The 14972-nt window shown below is 31.8% G+C and carries 17 protein-coding genes; 9 read left to right on the forward strand and 8 right to left on the reverse strand.

The window, feature by feature from the left end:
• Positions 1 to 55: 55 nt before the first annotated feature.
• Positions 56 to 652 carry a peroxiredoxin gene (locus tag FOC43_RS05790; protein WP_002778213.1) on the reverse strand — a complete coding sequence of 199 codons (597 nt, stop codon included), beginning with the start codon at positions 650 to 652 and terminating at the stop codon, positions 56 to 58.
• Between the two features lie 255 nt (positions 653 to 907).
• Here FOC43_RS05790 and FOC43_RS05795 point away from each other — a divergent pair, with 255 nt between their 5' ends.
• From FOC43_RS05795 to FOC43_RS05820, 6 genes are all read left to right on the forward strand, one after another.
• A complete protein-coding gene (locus tag FOC43_RS05795; protein ID WP_002778210.1) occupies positions 908 to 1192 on the forward strand; it encodes a DUF362 domain-containing protein in 285 nt (94 codons plus the stop codon).
• A 100-nt stretch (positions 1193 to 1292) separates the two neighbouring features.
• On the forward strand, positions 1293 to 1706 hold the full coding sequence (gene ndk, locus FOC43_RS05800; protein ID WP_002778209.1) for a nucleoside-diphosphate kinase: 414 nt from the start codon (positions 1293 to 1295) through the stop codon (positions 1704 to 1706).
• Positions 1706 to 2065 carry a hypothetical protein gene (locus tag FOC43_RS05805; protein ID WP_002778207.1) on the forward strand — a complete coding sequence of 120 codons (360 nt, stop codon included), beginning with the start codon at positions 1706 to 1708 and terminating at the stop codon, positions 2063 to 2065. The genes ndk and FOC43_RS05805 overlap by 1 nt, the downstream gene beginning before the upstream one ends.
• 23 nt (positions 2066 to 2088) lie before the next feature.
• Positions 2089 to 2235 carry a 50S ribosomal protein L32 gene (gene rpmF / locus FOC43_RS05810; protein WP_002778205.1) on the forward strand — a complete coding sequence of 49 codons (147 nt, stop codon included), beginning with the start codon at positions 2089 to 2091 and terminating at the stop codon, positions 2233 to 2235.
• Between the two features lie 5 nt (positions 2236 to 2240).
• On the forward strand, positions 2241 to 3227 hold the full coding sequence (plsX, locus tag FOC43_RS05815) for a phosphate acyltransferase PlsX (protein ID WP_002786211.1): 987 nt from the start codon (positions 2241 to 2243) through the stop codon (positions 3225 to 3227).
• Complete coding sequence (locus FOC43_RS05820; protein WP_002778202.1) at positions 3220 to 4197, forward strand: beta-ketoacyl-ACP synthase III; 978 nt, start codon at positions 3220 to 3222, stop codon at positions 4195 to 4197. Before plsX ends, FOC43_RS05820 begins: the two co-directional genes overlap by 8 nt.
• Before the next feature lie 227 nt (positions 4198 to 4424).
• Here FOC43_RS05820 and serC read toward each other — a convergent pair whose 3' ends face one another.
• Both serC and xseA read right to left on the reverse strand, forming a co-directional pair.
• The gene (gene serC / locus FOC43_RS05825) at positions 4425 to 5501 is read right to left on the reverse strand and encodes a phosphoserine transaminase (RefSeq protein ID WP_002791325.1); all 1077 of its coding nucleotides are present in this window, start codon (positions 5499 to 5501) and stop codon (positions 4425 to 4427) included.
• Positions 5502 to 5510: 9 nt separating this feature from the next.
• A complete protein-coding gene (gene xseA, locus FOC43_RS05830) occupies positions 5511 to 6674 on the reverse strand; it encodes an exodeoxyribonuclease VII large subunit (RefSeq protein ID WP_002778198.1) in 1164 nt (387 codons plus the stop codon).
• A gap of 172 nt (positions 6675 to 6846) precedes the next feature.
• Here xseA and FOC43_RS05835 point away from each other — a divergent pair, with 172 nt between their 5' ends.
• The 3 genes from FOC43_RS05835 to FOC43_RS05845 are packed head-to-tail and all read left to right on the forward strand — an operon-like array spanning position 6847 to position 9767.
• A complete protein-coding gene (locus FOC43_RS05835; RefSeq protein ID WP_002778196.1) occupies positions 6847 to 7812 on the forward strand; it encodes a Bug family tripartite tricarboxylate transporter substrate binding protein in 966 nt (321 codons plus the stop codon).
• A 4-nt stretch (positions 7813 to 7816) separates the two neighbouring features.
• A complete protein-coding gene (locus tag FOC43_RS05840; protein ID WP_002778194.1) occupies positions 7817 to 8260 on the forward strand; it encodes a tripartite tricarboxylate transporter TctB family protein in 444 nt (147 codons plus the stop codon).
• A gap of 13 nt (positions 8261 to 8273) precedes the next feature.
• Positions 8274 to 9767, forward strand: a complete 1494-nt coding sequence (locus tag FOC43_RS05845; protein WP_002787976.1) for a tripartite tricarboxylate transporter permease — start codon at positions 8274 to 8276, stop codon at positions 9765 to 9767.
• On the opposite strand, the gene ubiE is transcribed toward FOC43_RS05845, so the two are convergent.
• From ubiE to fliH, 5 genes are all read right to left on the reverse strand, one after another.
• Entirely contained in the window at positions 9764 to 10471 is a 708-nt protein-coding gene (ubiE, locus tag FOC43_RS05850; protein WP_002787978.1) for a bifunctional demethylmenaquinone methyltransferase/2-methoxy-6-polyprenyl-1,4-benzoquinol methylase UbiE, read from the reverse strand. The genes FOC43_RS05845 and ubiE overlap by 4 nt on opposite strands.
• The gene (locus FOC43_RS05855) at positions 10471 to 11673 is read right to left on the reverse strand and encodes a CYTH domain-containing protein (protein WP_002787980.1); all 1203 of its coding nucleotides are present in this window, start codon (positions 11671 to 11673) and stop codon (positions 10471 to 10473) included. The genes ubiE and FOC43_RS05855 overlap by 1 nt, the downstream gene beginning before the upstream one ends.
• Positions 11674 to 11718: 45 nt before the next feature.
• Positions 11719 to 12129, reverse strand: coding sequence for a peroxide-responsive transcriptional repressor PerR (gene perR, locus FOC43_RS05860; RefSeq protein WP_002778185.1), 411 nt, complete (start codon positions 12127 to 12129; stop codon positions 11719 to 11721).
• 136 nt (positions 12130 to 12265) lie between these two features.
• A complete protein-coding gene (gene dxs / locus FOC43_RS05865; protein ID WP_032685569.1) occupies positions 12266 to 14143 on the reverse strand; it encodes a 1-deoxy-D-xylulose-5-phosphate synthase in 1878 nt (625 codons plus the stop codon).
• Complete coding sequence (gene fliH / locus FOC43_RS05870; RefSeq protein WP_002778181.1) at positions 14136 to 14966, reverse strand: flagellar assembly protein FliH; 831 nt, start codon at positions 14964 to 14966, stop codon at positions 14136 to 14138. The genes dxs and fliH overlap by 8 nt, the downstream gene beginning before the upstream one ends.
• Positions 14967 to 14972 lie beyond the last annotated feature (6 nt).

Raw genomic sequence — 14972 nt, forward strand, 5'->3', positions numbered from 1 at the left:
AAGTTAAGAGAAGAAATTTTATCAAGAAGAAAAGCCCTTTTTTAAGGGCTTGTTATTATAGTTTATCTTCGTTTTTATCAAGATACTCAGCAACACCTTTAGGGTTAGCTTTCATACCAGCATCACCTTTGTTCCAGCCTGCAGGGCAAACTTCACCGTGTTCATTAGTGAAAAGCATAGTATCTACCATTCTGATCATTTCATCAATATTTCTTCCAAGTGGTAAGTCATTAACTACAGCGTGGCGAACTGTTCCATCTGCATCAAGCAAGAAAGAACCACGAAGAGCAACTGCTTCTGCATAAAGTACATCAAAATTTCTAGCAATTTGTTTAGTTAAATCTGCAACAAGTGGGAATTTAACTTGACCAATACCCCCTTGATTTACTGGAGTGTTTTTCCATGCAAAATGTGAAAATTCATTGTCGCCTGAAATTCCGATTACTTCAATACCACGATTTTTAAATTCTTGATATCTTTTATCAAAAGCAATTATTTCTGAAGGACAAACAAAAGTAAAATCTTTTGGATAGAAAAATACTACCGCACCTTTTGGGCCTATATTTTTATAAAGATTAAAATCTTCAACGATTTCGTTATTTCCTAATACTGCTGGAGCAGTAAAGTCTAAAGCTTTTTTTGTAACTATCATGTTTTTCTCCTAATTAATAAATTTTATTGATAGCGAAATTATATCGTTTAAATCCTTTAAAGATTTTTAAATGATAATAAATTTTTGAAAATATTTTTTATAGTATTTTATATTATATTATAAATGATAATCAAAATCTAAAAATTATCAAATATATATATTTTTTGATTATCAAAATTATAGTTTTTTAAGAATACTTTGATAAAATGCTTAGTTGAAAAAAGTAAATTTCATATTAATCAAAAAGGAGACAAAATGGCTGTAAAAATTACAGATAGTTGTATTGCTTGTGGTTCTTGTATTGATGAGTGTCCAGTTAGCGCAATCGTTGACGATGCAAACAATCCAGAGGGCGAAGATAGATATTATGTCTATGCGGATAAATGTGTTGAATGTGTAGGACACAATGATCAACCAGCTTGTGCAAGCGCATGCCCAACTGATGGCTGTATAGTATGGAGTGAAATTGCTTCAGGGCAACCAAGTCGTGATAATATCGGTAGCGATATGAGAGATGGAACTACCCCAGTTTTTGCATAATTCTACAAAGGCTAGTTAAAAAGCTAGCCTCTTTTTAACTTTTTTTAAACAAATTCAAGTATAATTTTAAGCTTTATAAAAACCAAGGAGTATAATCAAAATGGAAAAAACCCTATCGATTATCAAACCTGATGCCGTAAAAAAAGGTGTTATAGGTAAAATTTTAGATCGTTTCGAAAGTAATGGATTAAGAATTGCTGCTATGAAAAAAGTTCAACTTAGCAAAGAACAAGCTGAAGCTTTTTATGCTGTTCACAAAGAAAGACCTTTTTTTAAAGATTTGGTTGAATTTATGATCAGCGGCCCTGTTGTGGTTTCTGTTTTAGAAGGCGAAGGTGCTGTTCTTAAAAATAGAGATTTAATGGGAGCAACAAACCCAAAAGAAGCACAACCTGGCACCATTAGAGCAGATTTTGCTGAAAGCATTGACGCAAACGCTGTTCATGGAAGCGATAGCTTAGAAAATGCAAAAATTGAAATTGAATTTTTCTTTAAATCTAACGAAATTTGCTAATGAAAATAGCCTTTTCTAGGATTAACAATACTAACTATCCTTTTAAACTCAATCTTGAAAATGTTGTTTTTGAAGGAAATTTAGTAAAAGTAAATCCTAAACTTGTTAAAATAAATGCCACAATGCAAGGTTTTGTTTATAGACCTTGTGATAGCTGTGGTGAAGAACTTGAGCTTGAAATAAAAGAAAATTTGGATCTTTTTGCAAGTGATGGTATTTTTAAAGATAATACGAATGAATTAAGCAATACCATTGAATTTTTTGATGGTCATATTGATTTAATAGAAGTTGCAGTTAGTGAGCTTGAAGCTTATTTGAGTGATTATTTTTATTGTAATAATTGCAAAAATAAAAGCTAACAAATTTTAAAAAAGGAGATAAAATGGCAGTACCTAAGAGAAGAGTGAGTAAAACTCGTGCAGCAAAACGCAGAACTCACTATAAAGTAAGTCTTCCTATGCCTATAAAAGACAAAGATGGAAGCTACAAAATGCCTCATCGTGCAAATCCAAATACTAAGGAATACTAAAATCAATGATTGACATTGCTATAGATGCAATGGGCGGAGATTTTGGAGAAAAGCCCATTATAGAAGGCGTTATCGAGGCTTTAAAAGAAAGGCCTTTTAATGCTATCTTAGTGGGAAATCCCAATATTTTAAGACCTCTAATACCTAAAAATTTAGAACAATACATTCAATATGAGAATGCCAATGAAGTTTTCTCTATGAATGAAAATGCAACAGATGCCCTAAAAAGAAAAGAAACTACGATTTATAAAACCATCGAACTTGTCAAAAATGGAAAAGCAAAAGCCGCTGTTTCAGCAGGACATAGTGGTGCAAGTATGTCTTTAGCAACTTTAAGATTGGGCAGACTCAAAGGAGTATTACGGCCCGCAATTGCAACCTTAATGCCAAATACTACAAGTAAAACTTTGTTTTTAGATGTGGGTGCAAATACCGACTGTAAAGCCGAAAATTTATTTCAATTTGCTATAATGGGCGATGCTTATGCAAAAGAAATTATGAAAATTTCAAAACCTCGCCTGGCTTTATTGTCTAATGGCGAAGAAGAGTGTAAAGGCAATGAACTTACTAAAGAGGCTCATCAGCTTATGAAACAAATTCCTAGTTTTGTTGGAAATGCTGAAGGTAGAGATATTTTTAATGGTGAAGTTGATGTCTTAGTTTGTGATGGATTTGATGGCAACGTAATCCTAAAAGCCTGTGAAGGCGTAGCTACAGCAATTATCCACATTTTAAAAAATGAAATCAAGCAATCTTTGATATCAAAAATAGGCGCATTACTAATGAAACCTTCATTTAAAAGACTTAAAAAACATATTGATTGGCAAGAATATGGCGGCGCCCCACTGCTTGGTGTCAACGGCTGCGTTATTATAAGTCATGGAAAAAGCGATGCTAGAGCAATCAAAAATGCTATTTTTCAGGCTATTAACTTTAGTGAATCAAATATCAATCAAATAATAGAAAAGGAGCTTGAGAAATACAATGCCTAAAGCGAGTTTAAAAAGTATAGCTTCTTATATACCTGAACAAATTTTAAGTAATCACGATCTTGAAAAGATTATTGATACAACAGATGAGTGGATCACAAGACGCACAGGTATAAAAGAAAGACGCATTGCAAGCAAAGATGAAAGCACAAGTGATTTAGGCACCAAAGCAGCTATAAAAGCTATAGAAAGAGCGAATTTAAAACCACAAGATATTGATGCGATACTAGTAGCTACCTTAAGCCCTGATTATTTTACCATGCCTTCAACTGCTTGTAAAATCGCAGCAAATTTAGGACTTAATGGAATCAGTGCCTTTGATATTTCAGCAGCCTGCTCAGGTTTTATCTATCTTTTAGAGCAAGCTAAGGCTCTTGTAGAAAGTGGTTTGAAAAAAAATGTTTTAATCATAGGAGCCGAAAAGGCAAGCTCTATCATGGATTATACCGATAGGAGTATTTGTATACTTTTTGGCGATGGTGCAGGTGCTGGAGTAGTAAGTCTTGATGAGAACAATCCTATAATCGATGTACATACAGCAAGCAATGGAAATTATGGTGATTTACTAATGACAGAACGCTCTCAAGAATCAAAAGAAGCTTCAAGCCTAGCAATGAAAATGAAAGGTAATGAAGTCTTTAAAATAGCGGTGCAAACTTTAAGCAATGATGTCGTTGAAATTTTATCTAAAAATCAAATTTTGCCTGAACAAATTGATCTTTTTATCCCACACCAAGCAAATTTACGCATCATTAAAGCTGTGCAAGAAAGACTGAATTTAAGCGATGAAAAATGCGTTGTAACTGTGCACAAATATGGCAATACCTCAGCTGCTTCTATCCCTATGGCGATGAATGATGCCTATGAAGAGGGTCGTCTTAAAAAAGGGAATTTGATCCTGCTTGATGCTTTTGGCGGTGGTTTTACTTGGGGTTCTGCCTTACTTAAATTTGGTGGTGAGAATTTCTCCTAAAACCTTAAATTTACATTTTAACACTGTGTAAAATTTACCTTAAAAAAGATTTGAACCAAATCTAATTAAACTTTCTATATCTTAATACTAGATATTTTATTGGATTAAATTTATTTTGAAAATTTACATATTTCTATTTTTACTTTTTTGGGATTTTTTATTTAAAACTTGAGTAAATTTTCTGCCACCTTTGAGTGAATTTTATGCAAAGTGGCAGAAGGATTAGTTTAGTTATATTTTTTAGCAAATTCTTTCATAAATTCACACAGGGTTTTAACCTGATCTAAAGTAACAGCATTATAAATACTTGCGCGAATTCCTCCTAAAATTCTATGACCTTTAAGTCCTAGCATACCCACTTCTTCAGCTTCTTTTACAAATATTGGTTCAAGTTCTGAATTTTTAGCGATATTAAAGCTTACATTCATCAAGGATCTATCTTTTTTATCAGCATGTCCCTTGTAAAATCCTTCACTTGAATCAATACACTCATAAAGCATCGCAGCTTTTTGAGAATTTTTAGCATCGATAGCATCTAGTCCACCTTGATTTAAAAGCCATTTCATTTCAAGATTAAACATATAAATTGCAAAAGTCGGAGGAGTATTAAACAAAGATTGATTTTGTGCATGTATGGAGTATTTTAACATACTTGGCAAGTTTTTATTTTGAGATCTTTCTAGCATATCTTTGCGTATAAAAAGACAGCCGATGCCCGAAATTCCTGCATTTTTTTGTACTCCGCCATAAAAAAGCGCAATATTTGAAAAATCAACTTTTCTTGAGAAAAAATCACTCGAAGCATCGACGATTAAAGGGGCTTTGGTTTTAGGATAGTTTTTAAATTGTGTGCCATAAATAGTATTATTTGAGCAAATATAGGCATAATCGGCATTATCACTAAACTCAACTTGAGGTATGTGATCAAACTTACTTTCTTCACTACTAGCAACAACCTTGACATTTACCCCTAAAATTTGAGCTTCTTTTATAGCTTTTTGAGTCCAAACTCCTGTATTTGCATACTCACAAACCCCGCCTAAAGATAAATTCATAGGTATCATAGCAAATTGCAAACTCGCACCACCTTGCAAAAATAAAACCTCATAGTCATCATTTAAACCATAAAGTTCTTTTGCTTTTTGCATTGCTCCAAAATGCACTTCTTCAAATACTTTTGAACGGTGAGAAATTTCCATGATAGAATAGCCCTTGCCCTGATAATCACAAAGCTCATTTTTGGCATATTCTAAAAGCTCCAAAGGTAAAGTAGATGGACCTGCGCTAAAATTAATTTTTCTCATTATTTTTCCTTATAGAATTTTTGCTTCTTTTTGTAAAGTTTGAGAACTCAAAGTGATGATATCTTCACTTTTTAGCTCTTCTAAATTTGCTATTTTACCATTTTTTTTAATGGAAATTAGGTTTTTGCTTTTTTTAAAAAAATTTTCATGCTGAAAAAAAGCATTTTGGAGTTTTTGCAGTTCTAATTCAGCTTTTTGAATTTTGCTTTCTATTATGATTTTTGCTTGCTTAAGCAAAAATGCAAGCTGTTTTTCTTTTGCCTCTATCATAGTTTCTAAAGATTTTGCTTTAAAAAATTTGTGTAGATTGCTGAGTAAATTTTCACAATATTCTAATTTACTTTCCCAAAGCTTTGTCAATTTTTCTTCCAAAAGGTCAAGTCCTTGTTCTAAATCAAGTCTAGAATAAAGCAAAGTATCGATAGCAGCTGATGGAGTGGGTGCTCTAAAATCAGCTACAAAATCACTGATCACATAATCAATCTCATGACCAATTGCCGAAATAATAGGTGTTTTAGCTTTAAAAATTTCCCTTGCTAAGCCCTCATCATTAAAACAAAAAAGATCCTCTCTGCTACCACCCCCTCTAGCGATAATGATAACATCTAATCCTATCTCATCAGCTTTTTTTAAAGCTTGAATCAAAGAATAAGCTGCGCCACTTCCTTGCGTAAGTGCGTTAAAAACATAAATTTTAGCTAGAAAATATTCTTTTTGATTGATAAGTTTTAACATATCTTGCAAGGCCGCTGAAGTCTTTGAAGTGATGATTCCGATTTTTTTAGGGAATTGAGGCAAGGTTTTTTTATACTCACTATTAAACAATCCTTCTTTTTGCAAGCGCTCTTTTAATGCTAGAAATTGAGCCTCTAAATCTCCCATTCCCGCTTTTTTCATACTACTTGCAATAAATTGATAACGCCCACTTTCAGCATACAAACTCACACTTCCAACAAGCTCTAAAAAATCACCCACCTTAGGCTGAAAATCAACTTTTAAATTTGCACCCTTAAACATAGCACAAGCTATACTTGATTTTTCATCTTTTAGATCAAAATACCAATGTCCTGATCCGTGCATGGTGATTTTTGAAAGCTCTCCGCTTAAAACAATATCATTAAGATGTGTTTCCAATAAAGCCTTGGCTTTTAAATTTAATTCGCTTACTTTCATGATTTTCCATATATAAAGTATTACAAAAAGTATCAATTTAACTATATTTTGTATAATAAAGTTACATTTTTTTAAGAATTTTAATCTTTATCTTATAAAAATAGTAAATTTTATAAAAAAGATTATATATAATACTTATATATTTCAAACTTAAAAATTAAAGGATTTTATCATGAAATTAAAAATTTTTTGTTCTGTTTTGATTTTTGGTTTTTCGTTAACTTTTGCTAAAGAACCTAACCGTCCCGAGTGTATTGCCCCAGCTCAACCTGGAGGCGGTTTTGATCTAACATGTAAGCTAATTCAAGTAGGTATGCTTAAAGCTAACATTATTTCAACTCCTATGAGAGTTACCTATATGCCCGGAGGAGTAGGTGTTGTAGCTTATAACACTATGGTTAATAATAGATCTAAAGATGGTAATGTTGTTGTAGCTTTTTCAAGTGGGACATTACTGAATATAGCCACAGGAAAACATGGAAAATATAATGAAAATAATGTCAAATGGCTTACTTCAGCGGGTGTAGATTACGGAATGATAGCCGTCAAATCAGACTCTCCTTATAAAAATTTAGAAGATCTAATAAATGCCTTGCATAAAGACCCAAATTCTATTAGTATAGGTGCGGGAGGTTCAATAGGAGGACAAGACTGGATGCAAACAGCATTACTTGCAAAAACTATTAATATCGATGTAAAAAAGATACGCTATGTGGCTTTTGAAGGAGGAGGAGATGCTTTAACTTCTCTTTTAGGAAATCATATTGATGTGATTAGCGCAGGCATAGCTGAACTTGTACCTCAAATCGAAACAGGAACTATTAGAGTATTGGCTATCTTTTCCCCAAAGAGACTTCCGGGCACTTTAGCAAATATTCCAACCGCTAAAGAATTGGGTTATGAGGTAGAATGGCCAGTAATTAGAGCTTACTATATGGGGGCAAAAGTTTCAGACGAAGCTTATAATTGGTGGCTTGATGCATTTGATAAATTTCAACAAACCCGAGAATATAAAGATCAATTAAAACAAAGATCTCTATTTGAATTCGATAAAAAAGGTAAAGAGTTAGAAGATTTTGTCAAAAAACAAACTGATCAATACAGAATTTTAGCCAAAGAATTCGATCTTATAAAGTAAAATCATGTCAAGTATAAGAATTGTCGCTGGAATTTTATTGGTTATAAGTTTAATTGGAATTTACATAGGGTGGAATATACATTCAGATTTTAATTATGAGCCCTTAGGACCGCGTCCTTTTCCAGTAGGTACTTTAATTTTAATCGCCCTTTGTTCTATATTTCTTGTTTTTTTCTCTGAAGATACTAAGGTTAAATGGGGTGATTTTATTCTTTGGAAAAAGCTCATCGTTTTAACTTTAGCTTTTTTAATTTATGCGCTTTTTTTTGAGTTTTTAGGCTTTATAATTTGCACAATCTTTTTAATTTTTACAATAACTTTACTTTTTGGGGCAACTTTAATTAAAGCTATTGTTTTTTCTATCTCAAGTAGTATTATTTTATACTATCTCTTTAATACTTTATTGCAAATTACTTTGCCGTTTGGTTTTATATTTGATAATTTTTAATTAAAGGAAATTTATGGATACTTGGATGTATTTAATGCAAGGATTTAGCATAGCCTTAGATCCTTATAATATTCTTATAGCCTTAATCGGTTGTTTTATAGGTACTATTGTAGGTATGCTTCCAGGACTTGGACCCATTAATGGAGTAGCCATTTTACTTCCTCTAGCTTTTGCAATGAATTTACCTGCAGAATCCGCAATTATTTTACTTGCAACGGTTTATATGGGTTGTGAATATGGAGGTAGAATTTCTTCCATACTACTTGGAATACCCGGAGATGCAGCAGCTATTATGACAACCTTAGATGGACATCCTTTGGCTAAAAAAGGTCAAGCAGGAAAAGCTCTTAGCATCTCAGCTCTTAGTTCTTTTATTGGTTCATTTATAGCAATTTGCGGTATTATACTTTTTGCTCCACTTATTGCACAATGGTCGTTAAAATTTGGTCCTGCTGAATATTTTGCTCTTATTGTCTTTGGTTTAGCAACTTTAGGAAGTATGTTAGCCCAAAAACCTATAAGATCTTTTCTATCAGCTTTGATAGGACTTTTTTTAACCACTATAGGTATAGATGGAAATACAGGTGTTTATCGCTTTACTTTTGATAGTCCACATTTATATGATGGAATTTCTTTTGTTGTTTTAGTAATGGGACTTTTTTCTGTTAGTGAAATTTTTCTAATGTTAGAGCATACTCAAACAAGTCAAAACATCATCAATAAAACAGGTAAGATTTTGGTAAATATCAAAGAATTCTTCTTTTGCTTTTGGACCATTATAAGATCCTCTATTATAGGATTTTTTGTAGGAGTTTTACCGGGTGCTGGATCAACTATAGCTAGTGCCATTACTTATATGAGTGAGAAAAAAATAGCCGGTGAAAAGGGTAAATTCGGCCAAGGAGATTTAAAAGGTGTGGCAGCCCCTGAAGCAGCTAATAATGCTTCAGCCTGTGGTTCTTTTATCCCAATGTTAACACTTGGTCTTCCAGGTTCAGGAACAACTGCGGTTATGATGGGCGCATTAACACTTTATAATATTACTCCAGGTCCTACAATGTTTACTGATCAAGTAAATATAGTGTGGGGACTTATAGCTTCCTTGTTATTTGCAAATGTAATTTTACTTTTAATGAATTTGCCCTTGGTAGGAATTTTCGTAAAAATTTTAAGCATACCTATGTGGAGCTTGGCTCCAATTATAGCAATTGTTTCAATTATAGGTGTTTATTCTATCAATAGTACTGATTTTGATATCATTTTAATCTTAATTATTGGTATTTTAGGCTATTTTTTAAGAAAACTTGAATTTCCAATGGCTCCACTTATACTCGGTTTTGTATTAGGAGAACAATTAGAAACCAATCTAAGAAGAGCTTTATCTATCAGCAATGGAGATTTTTCAATACTTTGGAGTGGGATCATAGCTCAAAGTTTACTGATAGGAGCTGTGCTAATTATACTAATACCCCTTTTAATAAAAAAGCTAAGAAAGTCTAAATTTTAGACTTTCTTAGCTATAAACATAGAACTTACGCCGAAACTAAAACTTTTAAATTCAAGCATTTCAAAACCTACCTGTTTAAGTTCGGCGATAAATTCCTCTTTACTTAAAAAACCTTCTATAGAATTAGGCAAGTATTCGTATGCACTTTTATTTTTGCTTATCATTCCTCCCAAGCTTGGTAAAATATTTTTAAGATAAAAATCCCTACAAGAGGCTACAAAACCTCCTTTTTCTCTTTTAGTAAATTCTAAAACTACAAAAATTCCATCTTGTTTAAGCACTCTTGAAAATTCTCTCAAGGCTTTTTTTCTCTCCACTACATTGCGTATCCCATAGCTTATACTTACGATATCAACACTTTCACTTTGCAAAGGCAATTCTTGCGCTCCAGCTTCTATAAATTCGATATTTGGGAATTTTTGTTTTGCTATATTTAACATACCCTCACTTGGATCAATACCTTTGATGTGGGCTATATTTTTATTTAATTTTTTCGCACTTTCTTGCCAAATTTCTATCATATCTCCTGTGCCACAAGCCACGTCAACTATGTTTAAATTATCCTTTTGGTAAAGCTTTAAAACTCTTTTACAAGCAAATTTACGCCAACTTACATCAACACCAAAACTCAAAATTCTATTAGCCTTATCATAGGTCGGAGCTATTTCATTAAACATTTTTATGATTTTATCTTGCTTTTGCATTAATATCCTTTATAAATTTTCAATTTCTTACTTGCTTTATGGATTAATTTTCCAAGTTTTTCTTTTTTCTTGGTTAATTTTAAAAGCGTCTTTTTTTCAAGATCGCAAATAAAATATTTATTATATAGTTTGCTCAAAATTTTCAAATTATATAAATTATGAAAATATTCTAAAAAAACTGAGAGTCCTAAAAAATTTTCTTCAAAAGTTTCGATTTCAAAATTTTTCAATAAATTTTTCTTAAACAATACAAGTCTTTTTCTTAACTGCATGGCAATCATTTGCTTAAAAAAATATTTTTCTTGCTCGCTCTTATAGAATGAATCTTCTTTGATAAAAAAATCAAAATCACTCAATAAATTTTGTAAATCTTCACTACCTAAAAATAAAAGTAAATTTTCATCTAGCTCATTATTTGCCAAAATACAATAAGATTGCTTTACCAAATCTTCAAATCTAAGAGCTAAATTTTTATTTAACTCCTCATCAAAAATTTCTTCTGTACTCATTAAGATAATGTAAATCTTTCTCGCATAAGAAAAAAACTCACAAAAAACCTCTCTTTGCCGGTTTTCTAAAGCTAAATTCCAATACAATTTTAATTTTCTAAATAGATAAAATAAAAAAATTCTATATCCATCAAAAGCTAAAATAGAACTTGGAAAATCTAGAGTAAAATTTTGATTTTTTTCTATAATTTTAAAACATTTTTCTATATCTATTTCTAAATTATTAAAACCATAAAGTATTATATTTTTAGAATCCAAAACCCCGCAAAGCTCTCTTTGAATTCTAAATTCTTTAGGTGGTGTGAAAAGATTTGCCATCTCTAAAGTCGGAAAAAAAACCTTTAAAACATACAAATTAAAATCCTCATATACATCAATAAGGCTTTTAAAAGAACAAAGTTTAAATTCATAGCGTTTTTTCTTGATGCTTTTTTCTATGAGTTTTTTACGAGCTTTTTCATAATCCTTTTTAGAAATCTTTTCTTCTTGATTTTGCTCTAAAATCGGGTTATTTAATCGGGTTATTTTATAAAAATTTCCATTTAAATTTTGAAATTTTACATCATAAAAATATGTTATCTTAGTATAGAATGTTTCAATTTCATAAATTTCAAAAACAATTCCATCTTTTTGTAATTTTTCTAAAAGAGTAGCATCAGGAAGTAAAAAAGTCTTCTGAATTTCATGAACCATTAAAATAACCCTTAAATTCTTTGGGTTATTTTAACTTTATTTTGCTTAATGGCACTTTTTACAAGTGCTAACATGAGCACAAACTGCTAAATGGTCGATGATATTTCCCATTTTTTTCTCTAATTTTTCTTGATATTCATCAAGTTCAGCATCTTGAAAACTCATATCTTCGATATTGCCACATTTGTTGCAAATTATATGTATATGTCTTTCTTCATAGATATCATAACAAGTTTTTTGATTTGCTACATTGATTTCTACAACTAAGCCTTGTTCTTGTAAAGTGTTAAGATTTTTATAAACTGTAGCAAGAGAAATGGAAGGGTATTCTTTTTTGATTTCCTCATAAAGCTCTTCGATATTTGGATGTTCATGTCTTTTTAAAATTTTTAAAACACACAATCTTTGTGGGGTTGCCTTCAATTCATGTTTTTTAAGTATTTGTAACAATTCCATTCTTTTATCCTAGTTCTTTTTAACTAGGAATAATAATAAATTTTTTATTAAAAAAAGTTTATATCAAATGATATTTTTTATTAGATAATAAGAAGCTATGAAATTTTAAACATTTTTTTGTTGTTTTGGTTCAAATTTAAAGGATGTTATCGACCCAATTTATTTTTACCCTTTGCACCAAACCATCAATGTCAAGTTTTAAAGCTTTTTCCACTTCATTGGTTTTGCCGTGCTCAATAAAACTATCTTCATATTCAAAAGAAACAATTTTAATTTTTAAATCATTCTCCTGTACAAAGCTCTCTAGCAAACTCGCCACACCACCTATCCTTGCATTTTCGCTAAAAACAAACCAAATTTGACTCTGTTTTGCTAACTCTTTTAAAAGTAGTTTATCTAAGGGTTTAGCAAAAATCAAATCAATCAAATTAGCATTTTGCCCCTCATCTTGCAATTTTCTTAAAACCTTCCAAGCCTTACCCACCCCTTGTCCATAACCTAAAAAAGCGATATTGCTTTGATTTTTTACAAGCCATTGCGCCTTTCCAAGTTCTATCTTGGTAGGGTTAAATTCCTCATCTAAAATAAAAGATCCTCTAGGATAACGAAAAGCCAAACATCCCTCATGGGTATAAGCATACTCCATAATATTTTTCATCATAAGCTCATCTCTTGGAGCTATAAGGGTTAAATTAGGCAAGGGAGCTAAAAAACTTACATCAAAAGCTCCTTGGTGGGTTTCTCCATCTTCTCCTACTATACCTGCCCTATCCATAGCAAAAACCACATTTAAATTCATAATCGCACAATCATGGATAACTTGATCGTAAGCGCGTTGTAAAAAAGTGCTGTATATAGCAATAAAAGGTTTAAATCCTTCTTTAGCCATAGCCGCCATAGAAGTAACAGCGTGCTGCTCAGCAATACCCACATCCCAAAAACGATTTGGATATTTTTCTATAAGCTTATCAAGACTTGTTCCACTTGGCATAGCCGCCGTAACTCCAACAATATTTTCATATTTTGAGACTAAATCAAGCAAATTCTTAGAAAAAATTTCAGTAGCAGATTTTTTAGTATCACTTTTTTTAACACTCTCTCCACTATCTACATCAAAAGCACTGACCCCATGCCATTTAGCATTTTTTCCTTCGGCTAAACTATAACCTTTTCCTTTTAAAGTTTGCGCATGAACAATACAAGGTTTTTGCATAGCCTTTGCTTGTTTTAATGCAGAAATAACCTCACTTAAATTATGTCCATCAATAGGTCCTATATATTCAAGACCCAATTCTTCAAATAAGAGTCCTGGGGTTATTAATTTAAAGCTTTCTTCAAAACGCTTAGCCATATAAGTAGCAGAATCAGGTAATGCATCTAACATTTTAGCCACGCGTTTTTTGAAATTTTGATAAAACTGCGTTGCCATGGCTTGAGAGAGGTATTTTGAAATTGCACCTATGGGTTTTGAAATACTCATTTCATTATCATTTAAGATAACTACACAAGGAAATTTAGAATCTCCTAATTCATTCAAGGCCTCATAAGCCATACCTGCACTTAGAGCTCCATCGCCTATCAAAGCTACAGGAGTGCGTTTTTCGCCTTTTAGTGCTATGGCCTTACAGGCTCCTACAGCTAAAGAAATAGAAGTACTTGAGTGTCCTGCTACAAAATAATCCCCATCATTAGGCTTGGTATACCCACTAAGCCCACCAAATTGACGCAAAGACTCAAAAACATTTTCTTTTCCACTTAAAAGCTTATGTGTGTAAGATTGATGGGATACATCAAATATAAGAGGATCTATCCCATTATCAAATACCGTGTGCATAGCTATAGTAAGCTCAACTGCTCCCAAATTGGAGCTTAAATGCCCTCCATTTTTACTTACTACATCAATAATTTTTTCTCTAATGCGAGCCGCTAAATCTTCAAGCTGGGTTAAATTTAGCTTTTCTAACTCTTCTTTAGTATAAGCAAATTGATAATCTTTTTTAATTATTTCATTCATTATTAACCATTTTTTTGATTTTAATAAGACGCGCATTCAAATTGGATTCTATATTGCCACTATCGCTTAAAATGATAACACTACCCTTGCTAATAGCATCATCAAGAGTGATTTTAATATGAGAATTCTCACTAAAATGCTCTTTTAGATAATTATAATCTATAGAATTTACTTTTATTTCAATAGAACCTGCTCCTTTAAGCTCATTGATGAGATCTTTAGCTAAAGCATAAGCAATTTTGCTTGAGTTATTTTCAAGCTCTTTTAAAATAACCTCTTTGGCAATATCTATAGCTGTATCAGCAAGTTCTTTTTCATTTTTTTCAATAAAAGCATTAAGATTTACACAAGCTTCTTCTAACTTTGAAACACTTTTTAAATACTTATCGCGCAAGTCATTTAATTCTTTTTCAAATTCAGCTCTAGCCTGTTCATAACCCTCTTTAGAAAATTTTTCCTTAGCGCTTTCAAGCTCTGAATTTAAGCGGTTATTAAACTCATTTTCTTGACTTTCAATTTGCATTTGAAGCTTAATGATATTGCTTGACATTTCATCTGTTTTTTTAAGCAAATCCTCAACAAAACTAGGTTGAAATGCAGGAGTTTGCACCTCTTGTACTACTTGAGAGGGTGCGGGGGTTTGACTTTCTTCGACAGGACTTTCATCTTTTGAAGATGTAGTTATATTTTCTTCATTTGAAATCTGTGAATGCTGCTTCTCTTCTGCATGGTTATCAAATTCTGAAATTACCTTAAAACGATATCCTTCAACAACATGTTGATCAGAAGTTCCTCCTGAAATAACATTACTACGATTAACCATCACTCA

Origin of the sequence: Campylobacter coli, assembly GCF_009730395.1 — a bacterium.
Classification (GTDB): domain Bacteria; phylum Campylobacterota; class Campylobacteria; order Campylobacterales; family Campylobacteraceae; genus Campylobacter_D; species Campylobacter_D coli.

What these genes read in the sequence shown, in the direction of transcription:
- FOC43_RS05790 (WP_002778213.1), bottom strand. Translation starts at nt 652, where the DNA reads ATGATAGTTACAAAAAAAGCTTTAGACTTTACTGCTCCAGCAGTATTA.
- FOC43_RS05795 (WP_002778210.1), top strand. Translation starts at nt 908, where the DNA reads ATGGCTGTAAAAATTACAGATAGTTGTATTGCTTGTGGTTCTTGTATT.
- ndk (WP_002778209.1), top strand. Translation starts at nt 1,293, where the DNA reads ATGGAAAAAACCCTATCGATTATCAAACCTGATGCCGTAAAAAAAGGT.
- FOC43_RS05805 (WP_002778207.1), top strand. Translation starts at nt 1,706, where the DNA reads ATGAAAATAGCCTTTTCTAGGATTAACAATACTAACTATCCTTTTAAA.
- rpmF (WP_002778205.1), top strand. Translation starts at nt 2,089, where the DNA reads ATGGCAGTACCTAAGAGAAGAGTGAGTAAAACTCGTGCAGCAAAACGC.
- plsX (WP_002786211.1), top strand. Translation starts at nt 2,241, where the DNA reads ATGATTGACATTGCTATAGATGCAATGGGCGGAGATTTTGGAGAAAAG.
- FOC43_RS05820 (WP_002778202.1), top strand. Translation starts at nt 3,220, where the DNA reads ATGCCTAAAGCGAGTTTAAAAAGTATAGCTTCTTATATACCTGAACAA.
- serC (WP_002791325.1), bottom strand. Translation starts at nt 5,501, where the DNA reads ATGAGAAAAATTAATTTTAGCGCAGGTCCATCTACTTTACCTTTGGAG.
- xseA (WP_002778198.1), bottom strand. Translation starts at nt 6,674, where the DNA reads ATGAAAGTAAGCGAATTAAATTTAAAAGCCAAGGCTTTATTGGAAACA.
- FOC43_RS05835 (WP_002778196.1), top strand. Translation starts at nt 6,847, where the DNA reads ATGAAATTAAAAATTTTTTGTTCTGTTTTGATTTTTGGTTTTTCGTTA.
- FOC43_RS05840 (WP_002778194.1), top strand. Translation starts at nt 7,817, where the DNA reads ATGTCAAGTATAAGAATTGTCGCTGGAATTTTATTGGTTATAAGTTTA.
- FOC43_RS05845 (WP_002787976.1), top strand. Translation starts at nt 8,274, where the DNA reads ATGGATACTTGGATGTATTTAATGCAAGGATTTAGCATAGCCTTAGAT.
- ubiE (WP_002787978.1), bottom strand. Translation starts at nt 10,471, where the DNA reads ATGCAAAAGCAAGATAAAATCATAAAAATGTTTAATGAAATAGCTCCG.
- FOC43_RS05855 (WP_002787980.1), bottom strand. Translation starts at nt 11,673, where the DNA reads ATGGTTCATGAAATTCAGAAGACTTTTTTACTTCCTGATGCTACTCTT.
- perR (WP_002778185.1), bottom strand. Translation starts at nt 12,129, where the DNA reads ATGGAATTGTTACAAATACTTAAAAAACATGAATTGAAGGCAACCCCA.
- dxs (WP_032685569.1), bottom strand. Translation starts at nt 14,143, where the DNA reads ATGAATGAAATAATTAAAAAAGATTATCAATTTGCTTATACTAAAGAA.
- fliH (WP_002778181.1), bottom strand. Translation starts at nt 14,966, where the DNA reads ATGGTTAATCGTAGTAATGTTATTTCAGGAGGAACTTCTGATCAACAT.